Raw genomic sequence first — 17,942 nt, forward strand, 5'->3', positions numbered from 1 at the left:
CAGATTAGCCAAGGCACCGCCGCCGGGACACCGCCGCGGACCGAAGTCAGCGACGGCTCCCGCGCTTCGGCGGACGGCCGGCGCGCTGCCGGTGGCGGGCGAGGGCCGCCTCGTACCGGCTGCGGGCGAGACCCTCGCCGGGTGCCTCGACCAGGCTTCGGACGAAGTACGCGGCCAGGGTGCCGACGAAGCCCACCGCCATGATCGGCGTCAGCGCCCGGTCGTCGGCCATCCAGCCGCTGAGGGCGCCGCGACCGACCGCCAGCGTGCGCCAGGTGCGCAGGCCCGCCATCACCGAACAGCCGAGGACCGCGACGACGAGCAGCACACCGACCAGGCCCTGGGAGTCGCCCAGCGCGGCGACCGCCAGCCACATCAGCGCCGCACCCGCCACCAGGGCGAGCAGCGCACCCACCGCGAAGGCGATCCGGCGCAGCCGGTAGCCGGCGCCCCGGTCGACCCAGGTGGTGCCGAAGAACCGGACGGGTTCGGGTGCGGGGGCGGCGGCGCTGCGGTCGGTCACCCGCCCATTGTCCTCCGCCGCCCACCGCCTCCGGCGGTCAGCCCTCCAGCTTGCTCAGGTCGCGCACCGCGCCCTTGTCGGCGGAGGTCGCCATGGCCGCGTAGGCGCGCAGCGCCGCCGAGACCGTACGCTCCCGGCCGGCCGGCCGGTAGCCGGTGCCGGCCTCCAGCCGGGCCCGCCGCTCCGCGAGCTGCTCCTCCGGGACCTCCAGCCGGATGGAGCGGCCGGGGATGTCGATGGAGATCAGGTCGCCGTCCTCGACCAGGGCGATGGTGCCGCCGGACGCAGCCTCCGGGGAGACATGCCCGATGGACAGGCCCGAGGTGCCGCCGGAGAACCGGCCGTCGGTGATCAGCGCGCACGCCTTGCCCAGACCGCGGCCCTTGAGGAAGGAGGTCGGGTAGAGCATCTCCTGCATACCGGGGCCGCCCTTGGGGCCCTCGTAGCGGATGACGACGACGTCGCCCTCCTTGATGCGCTTGGTGAGGATGGCGTCGACCGCGGCCTCCTGGGAGTCCACGACCACCGCGGGGCCCTGGAAGACCAGGATCGACTCGTCGACGCCCGCGGTCTTCACCACACAGCCGTCGACCGCCAGATTGCCCCTGAGGACGGCCAGCCCGCCGTCCTTGGAGTAGGCGTGCTCGATGTCGCGGATGCAGCCGCCCGCGGCGTCGGTGTCCAGCGTGTCCCAGCGCTCCGACTGCGAGAAGGCGGTCGCCGAACGCACACAGCCGGGCGCCGCGTGCCACAGCTCCACGGCCTCCGCCGAGGGCGAGCCGCCGCGCACGTCCCAGGTCTTCAGCCACTCGTCGAGGGTCGGGCTGTGGATGGTGTGGACGTCCTCGTCGAGCAGACCCGCCCGGTAGAGCTCGCCCAGGATGGCGGGGATGCCGCCGGCCCGGTGCACGTCCTCCATGTAGTAGGTGCCGCCGGGAGCCACGTTGGGGGCCACCTTGGCCAGGCAGGGCACCCGCCGCGACACCGCGTCGATGTCGGCCAGGCCGTAGTCCAGCTCGGCCTCCTGGGCCGCGGCCAGCAGGTGGAGGATGGTGTTGGTGGAACCGCCCATGGCGATGTCCAGCGCCATGGCGTTGTCGAAGGCGGCCCGGGTCGCGATGGAGCGCGGCAGGACCGTCCGGTCGTCCTGCTCGTAGTAGCGCCGGGTGATCTCCACGACGGTGCGGCCGGCGTTCTCGTACAGCGCCCGACGGGCGGTGTGGGTGGCCAGCACCGAGCCGTTGCCGGGCAGCGAGAGGCCCATGGCCTCGGTGAGGCAGTTCATGGAGTTGGCGGTGAACATGCCCGAACAGGAACCGCAGGTCGGGCAGGCGTTCTCCTCGATCCGGAGGATGTCCTCGTCCGAGACCGACTCATTGACCGCGTCCGCGATCGCATTGATCAGGTCGAGCTTGCGCACGGTGCCGTCGACCAGCGTGGCCTTGCCGGCCTCCATCGGGCCGCCGGAGACGAAGACGGTCGGGATGTCGAGGCGCAGCGCGGCCATCAGCATGCCCGGGGTGATCTTGTCGCAGTTGGAGATGCAGATCAGGGCGTCCGCGCAGTGCGCGTTGACCATGTACTCCACGGAGTCCGCGATCAGGTCCCGGGAGGGCAGGGAGTAGAGCATCCCGCCGTGGCCCATGGCGATGCCGTCGTCGACCGCGATGGTGTTGAACTCCCGCGGGACGGCGCCCGCCGCCTTGATCGCCTCGGAGACGATCCGCCCCACCGGCTGCAGATGGGTGTGCCCCGGAACGAACTCGGTGAAGCTGTTGGCCACCGCGATGATCGGCTTGCCGATGTCCTCGCTCGCCACGCCTGAGGCCCGCATCAGGGCACGGGCGCCTGCCATGTTTCGGCCGTGGGTGACGGTGCGCGACCTCAGTTGGGGCACGGGTTCCACTCCCTTCGCGTCGGGCGGCGACGCGGGCGTACTGCTCTGCGGCTGGGGTGTCGAGGGTACGCCCCCGGGGTCGCCATCCGGACAGGTCGTCCGAATTGCGGGATGTCGTTCTCACCCTCCGGCCGGCGGCGCACCCGCCCGTCCGCGGCCGCCCCGGTCAACGCTCCGTCAGATATCTCTGCAACGCGGGGGCGACCAGCCCGACCAGTTCCTCCGGGTCGGCGGAGGCCAGCGGCTCGACCTGGAGCACATAGCGCAGCACCGCCATGCCGACCATGTGGGAGGCGGCCAGCTCGGCACGGAGGTGCGGCTCCGGCACATCCAGCTGGGCGGCGATCCGCAGCAGCAGCTCCCGGGAGACGAACTCCCTGAGCATGGCCGCGGCCGCATCCTCGGTCAGCGCGGAGCGCATCACCGCGATCAGCCGCTCCCGGACCTCCGGCACCTCCCAGGTGGAGAGGAATCTGCGGGCCAGCCGCTCCCCCACCCCCTCGGGCCCGCCCTCCAGGATCTCGGGTACCACCAGCGCCGGGGCGAAGGTGAACTCCAGCGCGGCCCCGAAGAGCTTCTCCTTGGTGCCGAAGTGGTGGTGCACCAGCGCCGGATCCACCCCGGCCGTCCTGGCGATGCCCCGGATCGACGCCTTGGCGTATCCGCGGGCGGCGAACTCCGAACGGGCGGCGGCCAGGATCGCCTCCCGGGTCTCCGGTGCCCCGGCCCGCGACCCGGTGGGCCGGCCGCGACGGCGGGCGGGCGCCTCCTCCGGGCTCACGGCCGCCCCTCGGGCAGGGCGACGGTGAGGTCCAGCAGGTACGGCTCCACGATGACACCGTCCGGGAACTCGGCCAGCAGCGCCTCCCGCTCGGCGGCCAGCACCCGCTCCCGGGCCTGCGGGTCCAGCACCGCCACATAGGAGCGGGAGGTCTGGTCCAGCAGCGCCGTCTCCACCGGGGTCCGGCGCTCCCAGCGCAGGGTCGCGGTGACCACCCGCACCCCGAAGCGGGAGAGCTCCTGCGGCGACTCACCGAACGGCCGGTAGCCGTGGTACTGCGGGCAGGCCGCCGCCAGCCTGGCGGACTGCTCGGCCACCCACCGCACCCCCCGGTCCTTGACGTTCCACCACAGCGCCAGGGCGCCGCCGGGCCGCAGCACCCGGATCGCCTCGGGGACCGAACGCCCGTGGTCGGTCCAGTGGAACGACTGGGCGTAGCTGACCAGGTCCGCACAGGAGTCACGGAAGGGCAGGGCATTGCCGTCGCCGCGCACCAGGGGGATCTCCGGGCTCACGGCCCGCAGCCGGTCGGCCATGCCCGGGGTCGGCTCGACCGCGGTGACCCTGGCCCCGCGCGCCGCCAGGGCGCGGCTGGAGATGCCCGTCCCCGCACCCACGTCCAGCACGTCGGCGCCCGCCAGCGCGACCCCGGACAGCTCCTCGACGGCGTCGAAGAGCGCATCCGGGTAGGACGGGCGGGCCGCGTCGTACTCCGCTGCCACGCGGTCGAAGGAGGACGCCAGGTCCGGCCCCTCGGTGGTGCTCATCTGCGGATCCCCTTCATGGCTCTCGATGGCTCTCGCGACGAGGTGACTGCGGCGGCCGGTCAGCCGACACCGGCCGCCGAACCGAGGTGCAGCCTGGTGAAGGCCAGCGCCTCCGCCAGATCGGCCTCACGCTCGGCCGGGCCGGCGGCCCGGCGGGTGTTGACCTCCAGGACGACATGGCCGTCGAAGCCGGACCCGGCCAGCCGGTCCAGCAGCTCGGCGCAGGGCTGGCTGCCCCGGCCCGGGATGAGATGCTCGTCCTTCGCCGAGCCGCTGCCGTCGGCGAGGTGCACATGGGCCAGCCGGTCGCCCATCCGGTCCACCATCCCCAGGGCGTCCGTCCGCGAGGTGGCGGCGTGGGAGAGGTCGACGGTGAAGTGCCGGTAGTCCTCCTCGGTGGGGTCCCAGCCCGGCGCGTACGCCAGCACCTCGCGGTCCCGGTAGCGCCACGGGTACATGTTCTCCACCGCGAAGCGGACATCGGTCTCCCCGGCCATCCGCCACACCCCCTGGATGAACTCCCGGGCGTACTGCCGCTGCCAGCGGAAGGGCGGATGCACCACCACGGTGTCGGCGCCCAGCTTCTCCGCGGCGGCCCGGGCGCGTTCCAGCTTGGTCCACGGGTCGGTGGACCAGACCCGCTGCGTGATCAGCAGACAGGGTGCGTGGACGGCGAGGATCGGCACCCCGTGCCGGTCGGAGAGGCGTCGCAGCGCCTCGATGTCCTGGCTGACCGGGTCCGTCCACACCATCACCTCGACACCGTCGTAGCCGAGGCGGGCGGCGGTCTCGAAGGCGGCGGCGGTGTTCTCCGGGTAGACGGACGCGGTCGACAGGGCCACCTTGGCCGCCGCCGGACGCCCGTCCCCGCCCGGCGCTCCCGTGCCGCGGGACGGCGAAGACCCCGCGCCGGCCCCGCCCGGCGGCTCCGCACCGCGGCGCCCCCGCGCCCGCGCGGCGGCGCGCCGCAGCTGCCCGGCCACCCCGGCGCCCTCACCCGTCCCGGGTCCGGGGCGCCGGGTCCGCCCTGCGGCGGCACCCATGGGCGGTTCCGCGTCGGAGGCCTGCTGCTGGGCGGCGGCACGGCGGGCCCGGGCAGCCTCCAGGGCAGCGCCCGCGGCGTCCCTGGTGGCCGCTGCACGGCGGGCCACCACCCGCTTGGCCGCCTCACCCGCCGCCTGGGCCGCGGCCCTGCCCTCGGTACGCTTCCCAGCCCCGGTACCCTTCCCGGCCTCGGCACGCTTCCCGTTCCGAGCGGCCCCGGCGGCAGCACTCCGGGTGTGCCCGGGCGCCTGCGGGCCGCGGCGGTCGGCACCGCCCGCGTCGTGCGTCACGTCCTCGTCCGCTGGATCCTCCGCCACGGAGACAGACTATGCGGCGACGTGCCCGTGCGGGACCGGGCGCGGTCCGCGGCCGCCGGGGCGCCGCTCCCACCGCGGGTCCCACGGGCGGACCCGGTCAGGCGTACGCCGCCGAGTCGTCGCACGCCTCACCCGCCGCCGCCACGGCGCCGTCGCCGCCGTCCAGCCGCGGCCCCGGCCTGCGGTCCCGCTGCGACGGGTCGACGCGGGGTGGCGGCGGCCACAGCAGCGCATCCCTTCAAGCGTCGCCCGACCCGGTGCCCGCCTCGGTCATCATGTCCAGCCGCCGCAGGATGACGCCCTCACGCAGCGCCCAGGGGCATATGGCGACCTCGTGCAGACCGAAGAGGTCCATCGACGCGTCGGCGACCAGCGCCCCGGCCAGCAGCTGCCGGGCCCTGCCCTCCGACACCCCCGGGATCCTGGCGCGCTCCACGGTCGTCATGGCGGCGAGCCTGGGCACCCACTCCGCCAGCGACTCCTTGGTGAGCCTGCGCGGCACATAGGGCCCGGCCTCGGAGCGGGCGGCGCCGGTGATCCTGGCCAGCTGCTTGAAGGTCTTGGAGGTGGCGACCGTGTGGTCGGGGGCGCCGAGCCGGGAGACATCGCCGACGATCCTGGCGATCTCGGCGCGGACCTGGCGCCGGACCAGCCGGATGTCCTCCGGGTCGGGCGGGTCGCCCGGCAGCCGCCCGGAGGTGAGCCGGCCCGCGCCCAGCGGCAGCGAGATGGCCACATCGGGCTGCTCGTCCACTCCGCAGGCGATCTCCAGGGAGCCGCCGCCGATGTCCAGCAGCAGCAGCCGGCCCGCGGACCAGCCGAACCAGCGGCGCGCGGCCAGGAAGGTCAGCCGCGCCTCGTCCTGCCCGGACAGCACCCGCAGCGCCACCCCGGTCTCCTGCTCCACCCGCGCCAGTACGGCCTCTCCGTTCGCCGCCTCGCGGACCGCTGAGGTGGCGAACGGCAGGACGTCCTCGACGCCCTTGTCCTCGGCGATGCGCATCGCCGAGGCCACCGCCCCGACCAGGCGCCCCACTCCGTCCTCGGTGATGGAGCCGTCGGCGTCCAGCAGCTCGGCGAGCCGCAGTTCCTCCTTGTAGGAGTAGGCGGGCAGCGGGCGGGCACCCGGATGTGCATCCACCACAAGGAAGTGGACGGTGTTTGAACCTACGTCGAGTACGCCGAGTCGCATAGCGGTCCACGCTACCTGTACTGCTGCGCAGGTCGGGGGGATCCTCCGAGCCCGGGGGCGGCCGAGGAGCACAGCCGGGGGACGCGCCCCCCGGCGCCGCCCGTACAGTCCGCTTTGATAAACAGGGATAAAACCCTCTTAACCGTATGATTCGGACTCTCGGCAGGGCATACCCTGGGCCCGTGGCAGCAGAGACGGACCAGGCGCCGGACCAGGCGCACAGCAGCAAGGCGGCCGCGCACCGCCGCGAGGTACCCCTGGACTTCCCGAGGGCATGGGTCGAGTTCCCCGACCCGGCGGACGAGGACCAGGTGTTCCGCTGCGACCTCACCTGGCTCACCTCCCGCTGGGCCTGCATCTTCGGCCGCGGCTGCCACGGCATCCGGCCGGGCCGCGGCGAGTCCGACGGCTGCTGCACCCTGGGCGCCCACTGGTCGGACGAGGACGACGAGCAGCGGGTCGCCGGCCACGCCGCCCGGCTCACCCCCGAGACCTGGCAGCACCACGCCGTGGGCACCGGCCCTGACGGCTCGGTGGTGCTGGACGGCGGCATCACCCAGCTCGACGAGGACGGCGACCGGCAGACCCGCCGGGTCGACGGCGCCTGCATCTTCCTCAACCAGCCCGGCTTCCCCGGCGGGGCCGGCTGCGCGCTGCACACCCTCGCCCTCAAGGAGGGCCGCGAACCGCTGGAGACCAAGCCCGACGTCTGCTGGCAGCTGCCGATCAGGCGCACCTACGAGTGGGTGGACCGCCCGGACGACACCCGGGTGCTGGTGGTCTCCATCGGCGAGTACGACCGCCGCGGCTGGGGCCCCGGCGGCCATGACCTGCACTGGTGGTGCACGGGCAGTCCGGAGGCCCACGGCGCCTCGGAGCCCGTCTATGTCAGCTACCGGCCCGAACTCACCGAGCTGATGGGCGCGGCGGGGTACGAGGTACTGGCGGGGCTGTGCGAGGAGCGCATCGCCACCCGGTCCGACCGGCGGCTCGCCCCGCACCCGGCGGACCCGGAGCGGCCCTGAGGCCTGCTGCCGTCCCGCCGCCGCTCCACCGCCCCGGAATCCGGTGGCAGCGGGCGGCGCCGTGCTGAAGGCTGGCGGCTGCGACCGACATCCAGCGGAGGGACGACGACCATGCACGGCACGGAGGGCACCACCCCGCTGGCACCGGGCAGCGAGGTGACGGTGCGACTCGTCAAGCACCCCCGCCCCGACGTCCGCTACCCGGCGACGGTGATCCACGACGACGGCATCAGGATCACCGTCCAGGCCCCCTGGGCCGGACCGCCCAGCCGGGACTTCGGCTTCGTCCGCTTCGAGCGGGGCGACGTCTTCACCGAGCACTACTGGCGTGACCGCTGGTACTCGGTCAAGGAGGTCCGGGCCGGGGACGGCACCCTCAAGGGCTGGTACTGCGATGTGACCCGGCCCGCGGCCGTGGTGGGCGGCATCCTCGTCGTCCAGGACCTCGACCTCGACCTGTGGCTGCCCGCCGACCGGTCCACCGCGCTGCGGCTGGACGAGGACGAGTTCCTGGCCAGCGGCATCGAGCAGCGGGACCCGGCCGCCGCGGCGCGGGCCCGGGCGGCCCTGGACGAACTGGAGAAGCACTCCGGCGACGGCTTCGCCGCGCTGCTCGCACCCTGACGGAACCCGCGCCCGGCCGGGCCGGGCGGGCGCGGGCCGGTCAGCCCGTGGGCGCGGGCCGGTCAGCCCGTGGGGGCGGGCCCGGCGGAGTCCGAGGGGTCCGGTGACGCCGAGCCGGAGGGCTGGGGCGACGGCGAGGCGGAGGACGGCGGCGGGGTGGACGGGCCCGGCTGCCCGGTGGGACCGCCCGACGGCGGGGTGGAGGTCTGCCCGGGGCCGGGGTCCGGCGTCCCGGGGCCGCTCGACGGGGACTGGTCCGGGGGCGGCTGCTGGTGGTCACCGCCGCCGTGCCGGCGCCGATGGCCCTCGAGGGTGACCACGGCCTCGGAGGGCTGGAGTGCGATATGGGCGGTCCACCGCCCCCGCGGCGCCCGGTCGGCGTCCACGGTGACGATGACGGTGATCCGCTGGCCCGGCTGGAGCACCCCCGACTCCCGGCTCAGCCGCAGCCAGGCGGCATCGCTGACCGCCCGCCAGTAGACCGGCTGGGCACCGGAGTCGGTGAGGGTGATCACCGTACGGCTGCCGTACTCGCTGGCAGTGACCGTCAGCCGGCCCGCCCCGGTGGGCGGCGCCGTCTGGGCCGTCGGTGCCCGGCCGCCCGGCGGAGCCGTCACGGTGATCGGCAGCGCCACCGCCGGGACGGACTGCACCGCAGGTGACAACGTTTCGCCACCCACCGTGGGCACGGCCTCGCCCCGGCTCACCATGGCGCCGAACGCACGCGCCCGGTCCCGCCCTGTCGCATCGGACACCCGGACCCCGTCGCTGCCGCCGGCACCGTCGCCCGCCCCGTAGCCGTAGGCGGCGTCCGGGGTGTCCACCCGCACCGCGGAGACCGCCGCGGGGCCGCCCGCGCCGTCGCCGCCCCGGTGCGCGGCCCACAGCGCCGCCACCGGTGCCGCGAGCACCGCCGCCAGCACCGTGGTGGTCACCGCGCGGTTGCGCAGCACCACGGCCAGGTCGGGGAGTCCGCCCGGTGCCTGGGGAAGCCCTGCCGGTCGAACCGCGGACCGGGTTCACCGGGGCGCGCCGCCCGGCCGTGCGCCGGCCCGTGTGCGCCGCCCGGTCTGCCGCCGGACCGCCCGGGCCGGCCCGGGCGCCCCCGGCGACCCGCCGAGACCCCGGCCAGGAAGGCGGCGCCCGCCGCCCCCGCCAGCGCCGCCGACGGCGCCGCCACCAGCGGCAGGGTCTGCCCGGCCGCACCGCCGCAGTGCAGCGCCTCGGTGCCCGGCCAGGGGTCGTCGGCGACGGCGCGCTCGGCGGTGCCCCGGCAGGTCGGGCAGTCGTCCACATGCTGCACCAGCTCACGGCGGAGCGCCGGGCCCAGCAGGGCGCCGCCGCCCTCGGGGCCGGGCCGGCCGCCGCCCAGCCGGGAGAGCTCGGGGCAGTCCGCGGCGGCCAGCACCCGCAGCGCCGTGCGGGTGCGCTCCACCTCGCAGCCGGCCTGGGTGAGCAGCGCCGCGGCCTCCTCCGGCCGCAGGCCCAGCACCGCGGCGACCTCGGCGGGCCGCAGCCCGTGACGCACCGCCAGCTCCAGCGCCTCGCGCTGCTGCGGGGTGGTCCCCGCCGCCTCCGGCCAGGCCAGTACGGCGAGCCGGGCGTGCCGCTCCCGCCGCTGCTCGGCCGAGGGCGCCGGAGGACCCGCCCGGCCGCCCGGCGCCGCCGGGGCCGGCAGATCGGCCGTGCCGTCCGCCAGCCGCAGCAGGCAGGCGTACCGGGCCAGCGAGTAGAGCCAGGCGCGGAGCAGCACCGGGTCGCGCAGGCGGTCGTGGTGCCGTACCGCCATCTCCCGCACCGACCGCACGGCGGCCAGCGCGGCGTCGTGATCGCACAGCACGGAGAGGCAGTAGGTGAAGAGTCCGTCCACCTGCCGCGCGCACGCGTCCTCGGGCCGCTCGGTCCCGCACGACGCATATCCGGCCGCCGGGGGCATCTGGATATCGGCACTGGTCGTCATCCTGCCGACGCTAGGGGAAGCACGGCGGACGGTCGGGCGGGTCGCGGCCCGGGTACCTCTTTCGGGTAACAGGGCCACCGTCCCGGGTGACGGCGGACCGGCCCTCGGCGACCGCGGCGTGCGGCGCTGTCGGACCCTCCTTGTACGGTTCACCGCATGGCAGCCCGAACCTCCTCCGGCAAGTCCTCCGCGAAGGCACGCCCCGCCTACCGCTGCACCGAGTGCGGCAACCAGCTCCCCAAGTGGGTGGGCCGCTGCCCCGAGTGCAACGCCTGGGGCACCGTGGAGGAGTACGGCGCGGTCCCGGTGCGCACCACCGCGGCCGGCCCGGTCAGCTCCCCCGCCCGCCCCATCGCCCAGGTGGACGGACAGGTCGCGACGGCCCGCGCCACCGGGGTGGACGAGCTGGACCGCGTGCTGGGCGGCGGCCTGGTGCCCGGCGCCGTGGTGCTGCTGGCCGGCGAGCCCGGCGTCGGCAAGTCGACCCTGCTGCTGGACGTCGCGGCCAAGGCCGCCTCCGCGCAGCACCGCACGCTCTATGTCACCGGCGAGGAGTCGGCCGGCCAGGTTCGGCTGCGCGCCGACCGCATCGGCGCCCTCTCCGACCACCTCTACCTCGCGGCCGAGACCGATCTGGGCGCGGTGCTCGGCCATATCGACCAGGTGGGCCCCTCGCTGCTGGTGCTGGACTCGGTGCAGACCATCGCCTCCGCGGAGCTGGACGGCGCCCCCGGCGGCATGGCGCAGGTCCGTGAGGTGGCGGGCGCCCTGATCCGGGCCTCCAAGGACCGCGGCATGGCCACCCTGCTGGTCGGCCATGTCACCAAGGACGGCTCCATCGCCGGTCCGCGGCTGCTGGAGCACCTGGTCGACGTGGTGCTGCACTTCGAGGGCGACCGGCATGCCCGGCTACGTCTCATCCGGGGCATCAAGAACCGCTACGGCGCCACCGACGAGGTGGGCTGCTTCGAGCTGCACGACGAGGGCATCGCCGGGCTGCCCGACCCGTCGGGGCTGTTCCTCACCCGTCGCTCCCAGCCGGTGCCCGGCACCTGTCTCACCGTCACCCTGGAGGGCCGGCGTCCGCTGGTCGCCGAGGTGCAGGCGCTGATGGTGGACTCCCAGATCCCCTCCCCGCGCCGCACCACCTCGGGGCTGGACTCACCGCGGATCGCCATGGTGCTGGCGGTGGTGGAGCGGCACGGCGGTGTCCGGCTGGGCAAGCAGGACATCTACACCGCCACCGTGGGCGGGGTGCGGCTCACCGAGCCGGCCGCGGACCTGGCCATCGCCCTGTCGGTGGCCAGTTCGGCCGCCAACACCCCGCTGCCCAGCAATCTGGTGGCCATCGGCGAGGTGGGGCTGGCCGGTGAGGTCCGCCGGGTCAACGGTGTGCAGCGCCGACTGGCCGAGGCCCATCGCCTGGGGTTCACCCATGCCCTGGTGCCGCCCGACCCCGGCAAGGTGCCCCCGGGGATGACGGTCGTGGAGGTGGCCGACATCGGGGAGGCACTGAAGGCGATCCCGGGCCGCCGCTCCGGCGGCGAGCGGGCCCCGGGTGAGGGCGGGGAGCGCACGGCGCGCAAGCCGCGCACCCGCGCTTCCGCTGACATTCCGGCACCGGGGGCCGATCACACGGGCTCTCCCGGCCGTTGGACCGGGGAGGACGGCTGGGATCCGATCGAGCCGGAGGCGGTCCCGGAGCCGTTCTGACCCTCTCTTGACCCGCCCCTGTCCCGACCCGCCACCCTCACCCGCCGCCCGACGGTAAACTTTGCCCTGATCGCAACACGGCAGACGTCGGCAGACCGCACCGCCGGCCGACCGAGGGAGTCCAGTGGCAGCCAACGACCGGGCGGAGAAGTCCCCCCGCGAGGAGGCCCTTGTGCGTGCCTCCCTCAGTGCAGTCGCCCCCGGAACCGCCCTTCGGGACGGCCTGGAGCGGGTGCTGCGCGGCAACACCGGCGGCCTGATCGTGCTGGGCTTCGACAAGACGGTCGAGCCGCTGTGCACCGGTGGCTTCGTGCTGGATGTGGAGTTCTCCGCCACCCGGCTGCGGGAGCTGTGCAAGCTCGACGGCGCGGTGGTGCTGGACAAGGACATCACCAAGATCGTGCGTGCGGGCGTCCATCTGGTGCCGGACTCCTCCATCCCCACCGACGAGACCGGCACCCGGCACCGCACCGCCGAGCGGGTCAACAAGCAGACCGGCTACCCCGTGGTGTCGGTCAGCCACTCCATGCGGCTGATCGCCCTCTATGTCAACGGCCAGCGCCGCGTACTGGAGGACTCCGCCGCGATCCTCTCCCGCGCCAACCAGGCGCTGGCCACCCTGGAGCGCTACAAGCTGCGGCTGGACGAGGTGGCCGGCACCCTCTCCGCGCTGGAGATCGAGGACCTGGTCACCGTCCGCGATGTCACGGCCGTCGCCCAGCGGCTCGAGATGGTCCGCCGTATCGCCGCCGAGATCGCCGGCTATGTGATCGAGCTCGGCACCGACGGCCGACTGCTCTCCCTCCAGCTGGACGAGCTGATCGCCGGCGTGGAGCCGGAGCGGGAGCTGGTGGCCCGCGACTACTTCCCGGAGCGGGCCGCCAAGCGGGGCCGCACCGTCAACGACGTCCTGGCCGAGCTGGACACGCTCAGCCAGACCGAGCTGCTGGACGTCCAGGCGGTCGCCAAGGCGCTCGGCCACCCCGGCACCCCCGAGGCGCTGGACTCCGCCGTCTCGCCGCGCGGCTACCGGCTGCTGGCCAAGGTGCCCCGGCTGCCCAACACCGTCATCGAGCGGCTGGTGGAGCACTTCGGCGGCCTGCAGAAGCTGCTCGCCGCCAGCGTCGACGACCTGCAGACGGTCGACGGCGTGGGCGAGGCCCGCGCCCGGTCCGTCCGCGAGGGCCTCTCCCGGCTCGCCGAGTCGTCGATCCTGGAGCGCTACGTCTGAGGACGGCAGCCCGCTGCGGCCCTGAGGGCCCCGGGCTGCGGCTCCGCGGGCGCTCCGGGGGCCTCAGCTCTCCAGGCGGAAGGACGCCCGGGCGGTGACCGGGGTGCCGGAGACCCCGCTGAGGTCCGCCTGCACCAGATAGACGCCGTCGGTCGCGCTGCCGCTCGGGGAGGGGCTGGGGCACTGCTGGGTGGAGCGGCTGCGGTCCCAGACGAAGGTCTCGGTGACGGAGCTGCCGGCGGGGATGCCGACCCACTTGGCGCTGCGGTCGGTGGGGCAGTCGCCCGAGGACCACACCCGGCCGTCGCTGGAGGCGCTGACGGTGATCACCGAGGCCGCCCTGCCGAGGTCGGCCCGGCAGGCCGCGCCGGAGTTGCGCACGGTCAGCTCGAAGCGCGGGCGCTCCTTGGGCTGGTAGGCGTTCTGCGCGCTGGCGAGCTCCAGGGAGAGCTTGGAGGTGGGGCAGATCGGCAGGGCACGCACCGCCGAGGTGTTGACCGGTACGGTGCCGCCGCCCGTCCCGCCGCCGGCCGCCGCCCCGCCCGTGGCGCTGCCGCCGCCGCTTGCGGCCCCGCCGGCCCCGCCGCCGGTGCCGCCGGTGCCGCCATCCGTGGCACCACCCGAAAGACTGACGTCACTGCCGCCGGTCCCACCCGTACCGCCGCTTCCGCTGTCGCCGCCCCCGTCGGTGGTGGTGTCCGAGGAGCCTTGGCTGCCGCCGGCGGACGGGGAGCTGCTCGGGGTGGCGCCACCGCTCGTGTCGCCACCCGTGGCCGTGCCGCCGGTACCGCCCGGACGGGTGCTGATCGCGGACCCGCTGGGCCCCGCGCCCGGGGTGATCGACTCGACCGGCACCGGCTGCTTGCCCTTGGCGTGACTGCCTCCGCCCCCGCCCGTGGTCAGCCAGATCACCAGTGCCGCGATCGCGGCCAGGACGACGAGCACAACGAACCGCCGCCGCCAGTAGATGGACGCGGGCAGCGGTCCCACGGGATGGCGCATAGAGGGCACGCGCAAACTCTACGAGAGATCAACCGCCCCTCACCGCATCAACACCTCAGCCAGGGAGCTTCTTTCAGATCATCAGCCTGATGCGCCGACCGGGCGGCGGCTGATCGGCCCAGCATGGGAGGATCGGAGTGAGATGTCTGTACACACCGCCGTGCCGCTTCCCGTGCTGCACTCCACGATCCTCGACTGGTACGCCGAGCACGCCCGTGACCTGCCCTGGCGCACTCCCGAGGCCACGCCGTGGGCGGTGATGGTCAGTGAGTTCATGCTCCAGCAGACCCCGGTGAAGCGGGTGCTGCCCGCGTACGCGGCCTGGCTGGAGCGCTGGCCGACGCCCGCCGCCCTGGCCGCCGACGCCCCGGGCGAGGCGGTCCGGATGTGGGGCAGGCTCGGCTACCCGCGGCGCGCGCTGCGGCTGCACGCCGCCGCCACCGCCATCACGGAGCGGCACGGCGGCGAGGTGCCCGACGACCACGCCCAGCTGCTCGCACTGCCCGGCGTCGGCGAGTACACCGCCGCCGCGGTCGCCTCGTTCGCCTTCCGGCAGCGGCATGCGGTCCTGGACACCAATGTGCGCCGGGTCCTCGCCCGGGTGGTGGACGCCGTGGAGCACCCGCCGACGGCGACCACCGCCGCCGAGCGCCGTACCGCCACCGCACTGCTGCCGGACGCCGACGGGACCGCCGCGACCTGGGCGGTTGCGGTGATGGAGCTGGGCGCACTGGTCTGCACCGCCCGCACACCGCGCTGCGTCGGGTGTCCGGTGGCGGCGATGTGCGCCTGGCGGCTGGCAGGCAGCCCGCCGTACGACGGCCCGCCGCGGCGGGGCCAGACCTATGCGGGCACCGACCGGCAGGTGCGGGGCAAACTGCTCGCCGTGCTGCGGGAGGCGCACGGCGAGGTGGCCCAGGCGGCGCTGGACGCGGTCTGGGACGAGCCGGTGCAGCGTGCCCGCGCCCTCGACGGCCTGGTCGCCGACGGCCTGGTGGAGCCGGTCGGCCCGGGTGTCTACCGCCTTCCCGGAGCGGTCCCGAGCAGTCGGCCCTGAGACCTGGGTTCCACCGTGCCCCGCGGGATGTCCGAGCGGGCCCGTCGGTTCCGCGCCGCCCGGGCGGTCGCACGCCGGGGGCGCGGGGCCCCGCGCGCAGTCCCCGCCTGAGACGGCGGGCTGAGCGTCGGTTCCCCGCGCCCCTGAAGGTGCACGGCTGGCCGTGGGTGGTGTGCGCGGGTCAGTGCGCCCCGGCCAGTTCGGTGGCACTGCCCTCGCCGGCGTCGGCCGTCGCGCCGCTCGCGTTGCCCGCACCGCGCAGCGGCACCTCCTTGAGGAAGACAGCAGCGGCGATGCCCACCACGCTGACCACCGCGCCCCACAGGAACACCGAGTGGATGCCGTTGGAGACGGCGTGGTGGTAGGCGTTCTGGAAAGCGGCGGGGAGGGTCTTCAGGACGGACGGGGTGAGCTGGGCGGTCTGCTCCTTGCCGCCGGACACGCCCAGGTCCGTCATGGTGGCGGTGACCCGGTTGGTGAAGAGCGCACCGAAGAGCGCCACACCGAAGGAGCCGCCGATGGTGCGGAACAGGGTGGCGGTGGAGCTGGCCACTCCCATGTCCTTGAGCTCCACGCTGTTCTGCGCCACCAGCATGGTGACCTGCATCAGGAAGCCCATACCGGCGCCCAGCACCACCATGTAGACGCTGGAGGTGAAGCGGGTGGTGTCGGTGCCGAGGGTGGAGAGCAGCAGCGCACCGCCGGCCATCACCCCGGTGCCGAGGATGGGGTAGATGCGGTAGCGGCCGGTGCGGGTGATCGCCTGGCCGACGGCCAGCGAGACCACCAGCATGCCCAGCATCATCGGCATCAGCAGCAGGCCGGAGTTGGTGGCCGAGGCACCCTGCACGCTCTGCTGGTACAGCGGCAGGAAGGTCACCGAACCGAACATGGTGAAGCCGACCAGGAAGCCGATCACCGAGACCAGGGTGAAGTTGCGGTTGCGGAAGAGCCCCAGCGGCAGCATGGGCTCCTCGGCCCGGCGCTCGGTGAGGACGAAGCCCACCAGGGTGACCACCGCGAGCACGGCGAGGCCCAGGATCTGACCGGACGCCCAGTCGTACTGCTGGCCGCCCCAGGTGGTGATCAGCACCAGGGCGGTGATGCCCACGGTGAGCAGTGCGGCGCCCAGGTAGTCGATCCGCGCGTTGGAGCGGAGCTTGGGCAGGTGCAGGGTGGCGGTGACGACCAGCAGGGCGACCGCGCCCAGCGGGATGTTGATGTAGAAGGTCCAGTGCCAGTTGAGATGGTCGGTGATGAAACCGCCGACCAGCGGGCCGCCGATCATGGCGATGGCCATCACTCCGGCGAACATGCCCTGGTACTTGCCACGGTCGCGGGGCGGCACCAGCGCACCCATGATCGACATCACGCCGACCATCAGGCCGCCCGCGCCCAGGCCCTGGAGTGCCCGGAAGCCGATCAGTTCGCCCATGGTCTGGGAGAGGCCCGCGAGGGCGGATCCGACCAGGAAGATCACGATCGAGATGATGAAGGTGCCCTTGCGTCCGTAGAGGTCGCCGAGCTTGCCCCAGATGGGAGTGGATGCCGCCGTGGCCAGGGTGTAGGAGGTGACCACCCAGGAGAGGTGCTCGGCCCCTCCCAGGTCCCCGACGATGGTGGGCATCGCGGTGCCGACGATGAGGTTGTCGAGCATCGCGAGCAGCATGGTGATCACCAGGCCCACCATGATGACCCGTATCTCACGCGGTGTGCGCGTCTCCGGCACATCCTGGGCGGCGCCCGCCGCCAGGGCTTGAGGTTTCTCGGACACGGTGGGGCTCCCCCGTTGCTTACTTGTCGACCGGCTAGTGCACTCTTCTCCGGCAAGCTAGGCTCCCTGCCAGCCGACCGTCAAGTTGATTTCCGTCCGCACCGCTTCAGGCGGAAGACTTGACCTCCCAAGACCACGAACAAGGGGCACGACCGAAGGATGAGCACCCACACGCCTCGCGGGGACACCCGGACCCGCATCCTGGACGTCGCCCTCGAACTGTTCTCGGAGCACGGCTACGAGCAGACCTCGCTACGGGAGATCGCCGACCGGCTGAACGTGACCAAGGCCGCTCTCTACTACCACTTCAAGACCAAGGACGACATCGTCTACGGCATCGTCGAGTCGATGTCCGCACCCATCGACGAGGCCATCGCCTGGGGGGAGCAGCACCCCTGGTCGCCCCAGGTGCGCGACGAGCTGGTGCGCCGCTTCGCGGAGGGGATGGCCGAGCGGATCACGCTGCTCCGCTTCTTCCACGAGAACCAGCCCGCCGTGCGCGAGCTCAACGCCGGCGCCCGCTTCAAGGACCGGATGATCGCCATGGTGCGGCTCATCCAGGGCCCGGAGAGCACCTACCAGGACCGGGTCAGGGCCGCTATGTCCCTTTTCGCCATCAATGCCGGACTCTTCCTGCTTCGCGACGAGGAGGACGACACCGACGCCGCGGACCACCCCGACCAGGCGGCCCGACAGGCAGCCGCACTGGAGGTCGCACTGGAGATCGCCGGCCGCATCACCCCGGGTGCGGAAACGCCCCAAAAGTGATCGTTTCCGCGTCGGACCGGGCCGCTGCGAGTGAGCCCGGTCACAACGCACACCAGAGTCACTATCGGCACTCGTAGCGGCAGGGCCGCAGAACGGCGCCAGCTCAGAGCGGAAAATCCGCCCCCGCACCCGCCTCGGAAGCAGTCCGTATACGGACATGCGTAGTAAAACCGTGGCTTTGGTCGGCCCGGCGGATTTTGTTACGACTTGTTTTGCCCGACGGGGAGCAGGTCGAAACATCGACGTTCATTCGCTCACCCGTTCCGC

At 73.9% G+C, this 17,942-nt stretch carries 16 protein-coding genes; 6 read left to right on the top strand and 10 right to left on the bottom strand.

Annotated elements, in window-relative coordinates; translation table 11 throughout:
- Positions 1-46: 46 nt before the first annotated feature.
- From AB0761_RS17325 to AB0761_RS17350, 6 genes are all read right to left on the bottom strand, one after another.
- The gene (locus tag AB0761_RS17325; protein WP_377269943.1) at positions 47-523 is read right to left on the bottom strand and encodes a hypothetical protein; all 477 of its coding nucleotides are present in this window, start codon (positions 521-523) and stop codon (positions 47-49) included.
- Between the two features lie 37 nt (positions 524-560).
- Positions 561-2,420, bottom strand: a complete 1,860-nt coding sequence (ilvD, locus tag AB0761_RS17330; protein ID WP_377269944.1) for a dihydroxy-acid dehydratase — start codon at positions 2,418-2,420, stop codon at positions 561-563.
- A gap of 166 nt (positions 2,421-2,586) precedes the next feature.
- Complete coding sequence (locus tag AB0761_RS17335; protein WP_377269945.1) at positions 2,587-3,201, bottom strand: TetR family transcriptional regulator; 615 nt, start codon at positions 3,199-3,201, stop codon at positions 2,587-2,589.
- Entirely contained in the window at positions 3,198-3,968 is a 771-nt protein-coding gene (locus tag AB0761_RS17340; RefSeq protein WP_377269946.1) for a class I SAM-dependent methyltransferase, read from the bottom strand. Before AB0761_RS17340 ends, AB0761_RS17335 begins: the two co-directional genes overlap by 4 nt.
- A gap of 59 nt (positions 3,969-4,027) precedes the next feature.
- The gene (locus AB0761_RS17345; RefSeq protein WP_377274166.1) at positions 4,028-4,810 is read right to left on the bottom strand and encodes a sugar phosphate isomerase/epimerase family protein; all 783 of its coding nucleotides are present in this window, start codon (positions 4,808-4,810) and stop codon (positions 4,028-4,030) included.
- Between the two features lie 757 nt (positions 4,811-5,567).
- Complete coding sequence (locus AB0761_RS17350) at positions 5,568-6,521, bottom strand: Ppx/GppA family phosphatase (RefSeq protein ID WP_377269947.1); 954 nt, start codon at positions 6,519-6,521, stop codon at positions 5,568-5,570.
- A 146-nt stretch (positions 6,522-6,667) separates the two neighbouring features.
- Between AB0761_RS17350 and AB0761_RS17355 the strand changes: the two genes are divergently transcribed.
- Both AB0761_RS17355 and AB0761_RS17360 read left to right on the top strand, forming a co-directional pair.
- Positions 6,668-7,546 carry a hypothetical protein gene (locus tag AB0761_RS17355; RefSeq protein WP_377269949.1) on the top strand — a complete coding sequence of 293 codons (879 nt, stop codon included), beginning with the start codon at positions 6,668-6,670 and terminating at the stop codon, positions 7,544-7,546.
- A gap of 111 nt (positions 7,547-7,657) precedes the next feature.
- A complete protein-coding gene (locus AB0761_RS17360) occupies positions 7,658-8,170 on the top strand; it encodes a DUF402 domain-containing protein (protein ID WP_377269950.1) in 513 nt (170 codons plus the stop codon).
- Between the two features lie 62 nt (positions 8,171-8,232).
- Here the strand turns inward: AB0761_RS17360 and AB0761_RS17365 are convergent, their stop codons facing one another.
- Together AB0761_RS17365 and AB0761_RS17370 are read right to left on the bottom strand one after the other, a co-directional pair.
- Positions 8,233-9,123: a hypothetical protein gene (locus AB0761_RS17365; protein WP_377269951.1), complete on the bottom strand. Its 891-nt coding sequence runs from the start codon at positions 9,121-9,123 to the stop codon at positions 8,233-8,235.
- Positions 9,102-10,130, bottom strand: coding sequence for an RNA polymerase sigma factor (locus tag AB0761_RS17370; RefSeq protein ID WP_377269952.1), 1,029 nt, complete (start codon positions 10,128-10,130; stop codon positions 9,102-9,104). The genes AB0761_RS17365 and AB0761_RS17370 overlap by 22 nt, the downstream gene beginning before the upstream one ends.
- A gap of 156 nt (positions 10,131-10,286) precedes the next feature.
- On the opposite strand from AB0761_RS17370, the gene radA reads away from it, so the two are divergent.
- Positions 10,287-11,843 carry a DNA repair protein RadA gene (gene radA, locus AB0761_RS17375; RefSeq protein WP_377269953.1) on the top strand — a complete coding sequence of 519 codons (1,557 nt, stop codon included), beginning with the start codon at positions 10,287-10,289 and terminating at the stop codon, positions 11,841-11,843.
- Between the two features lie 172 nt (positions 11,844-12,015).
- A complete protein-coding gene (gene disA / locus AB0761_RS17380; protein ID WP_377274167.1) occupies positions 12,016-13,074 on the top strand; it encodes a DNA integrity scanning diadenylate cyclase DisA in 1,059 nt (352 codons plus the stop codon).
- Positions 13,075-13,137: 63 nt separating this feature from the next.
- Here disA and AB0761_RS17385 read toward each other — a convergent pair whose 3' ends face one another.
- The gene (locus tag AB0761_RS17385; RefSeq protein ID WP_377274169.1) at positions 13,138-14,076 is read right to left on the bottom strand and encodes a hypothetical protein; all 939 of its coding nucleotides are present in this window, start codon (positions 14,074-14,076) and stop codon (positions 13,138-13,140) included.
- 142 nt (positions 14,077-14,218) lie between these two features.
- Between AB0761_RS17385 and AB0761_RS17390 the strand changes: the two genes are divergently transcribed.
- Positions 14,219-15,133, top strand: coding sequence for an A/G-specific adenine glycosylase (locus AB0761_RS17390; protein ID WP_377269954.1), 915 nt, complete (start codon positions 14,219-14,221; stop codon positions 15,131-15,133).
- 181 nt (positions 15,134-15,314) lie between these two features.
- Here AB0761_RS17390 and AB0761_RS17395 read toward each other — a convergent pair whose 3' ends face one another.
- Positions 15,315-16,907, bottom strand: a complete 1,593-nt coding sequence (locus AB0761_RS17395; protein WP_377269955.1) for an MDR family MFS transporter — start codon at positions 16,905-16,907, stop codon at positions 15,315-15,317.
- A 159-nt stretch (positions 16,908-17,066) separates the two neighbouring features.
- Here AB0761_RS17395 and AB0761_RS17400 point away from each other — a divergent pair, with 159 nt between their 5' ends.
- On the top strand, positions 17,067-17,675 hold the full coding sequence (locus AB0761_RS17400) for a TetR/AcrR family transcriptional regulator (RefSeq protein WP_377269956.1): 609 nt from the start codon (positions 17,067-17,069) through the stop codon (positions 17,673-17,675).
- Positions 17,676-17,942 lie beyond the last annotated feature (267 nt).

This window comes from Peterkaempfera podocarpi (assembly GCF_042466665.1).
In the GTDB taxonomy this organism is placed as follows: Bacteria; Actinomycetota; Actinomycetes; order Streptomycetales; family Streptomycetaceae; genus Peterkaempfera; species Peterkaempfera podocarpi.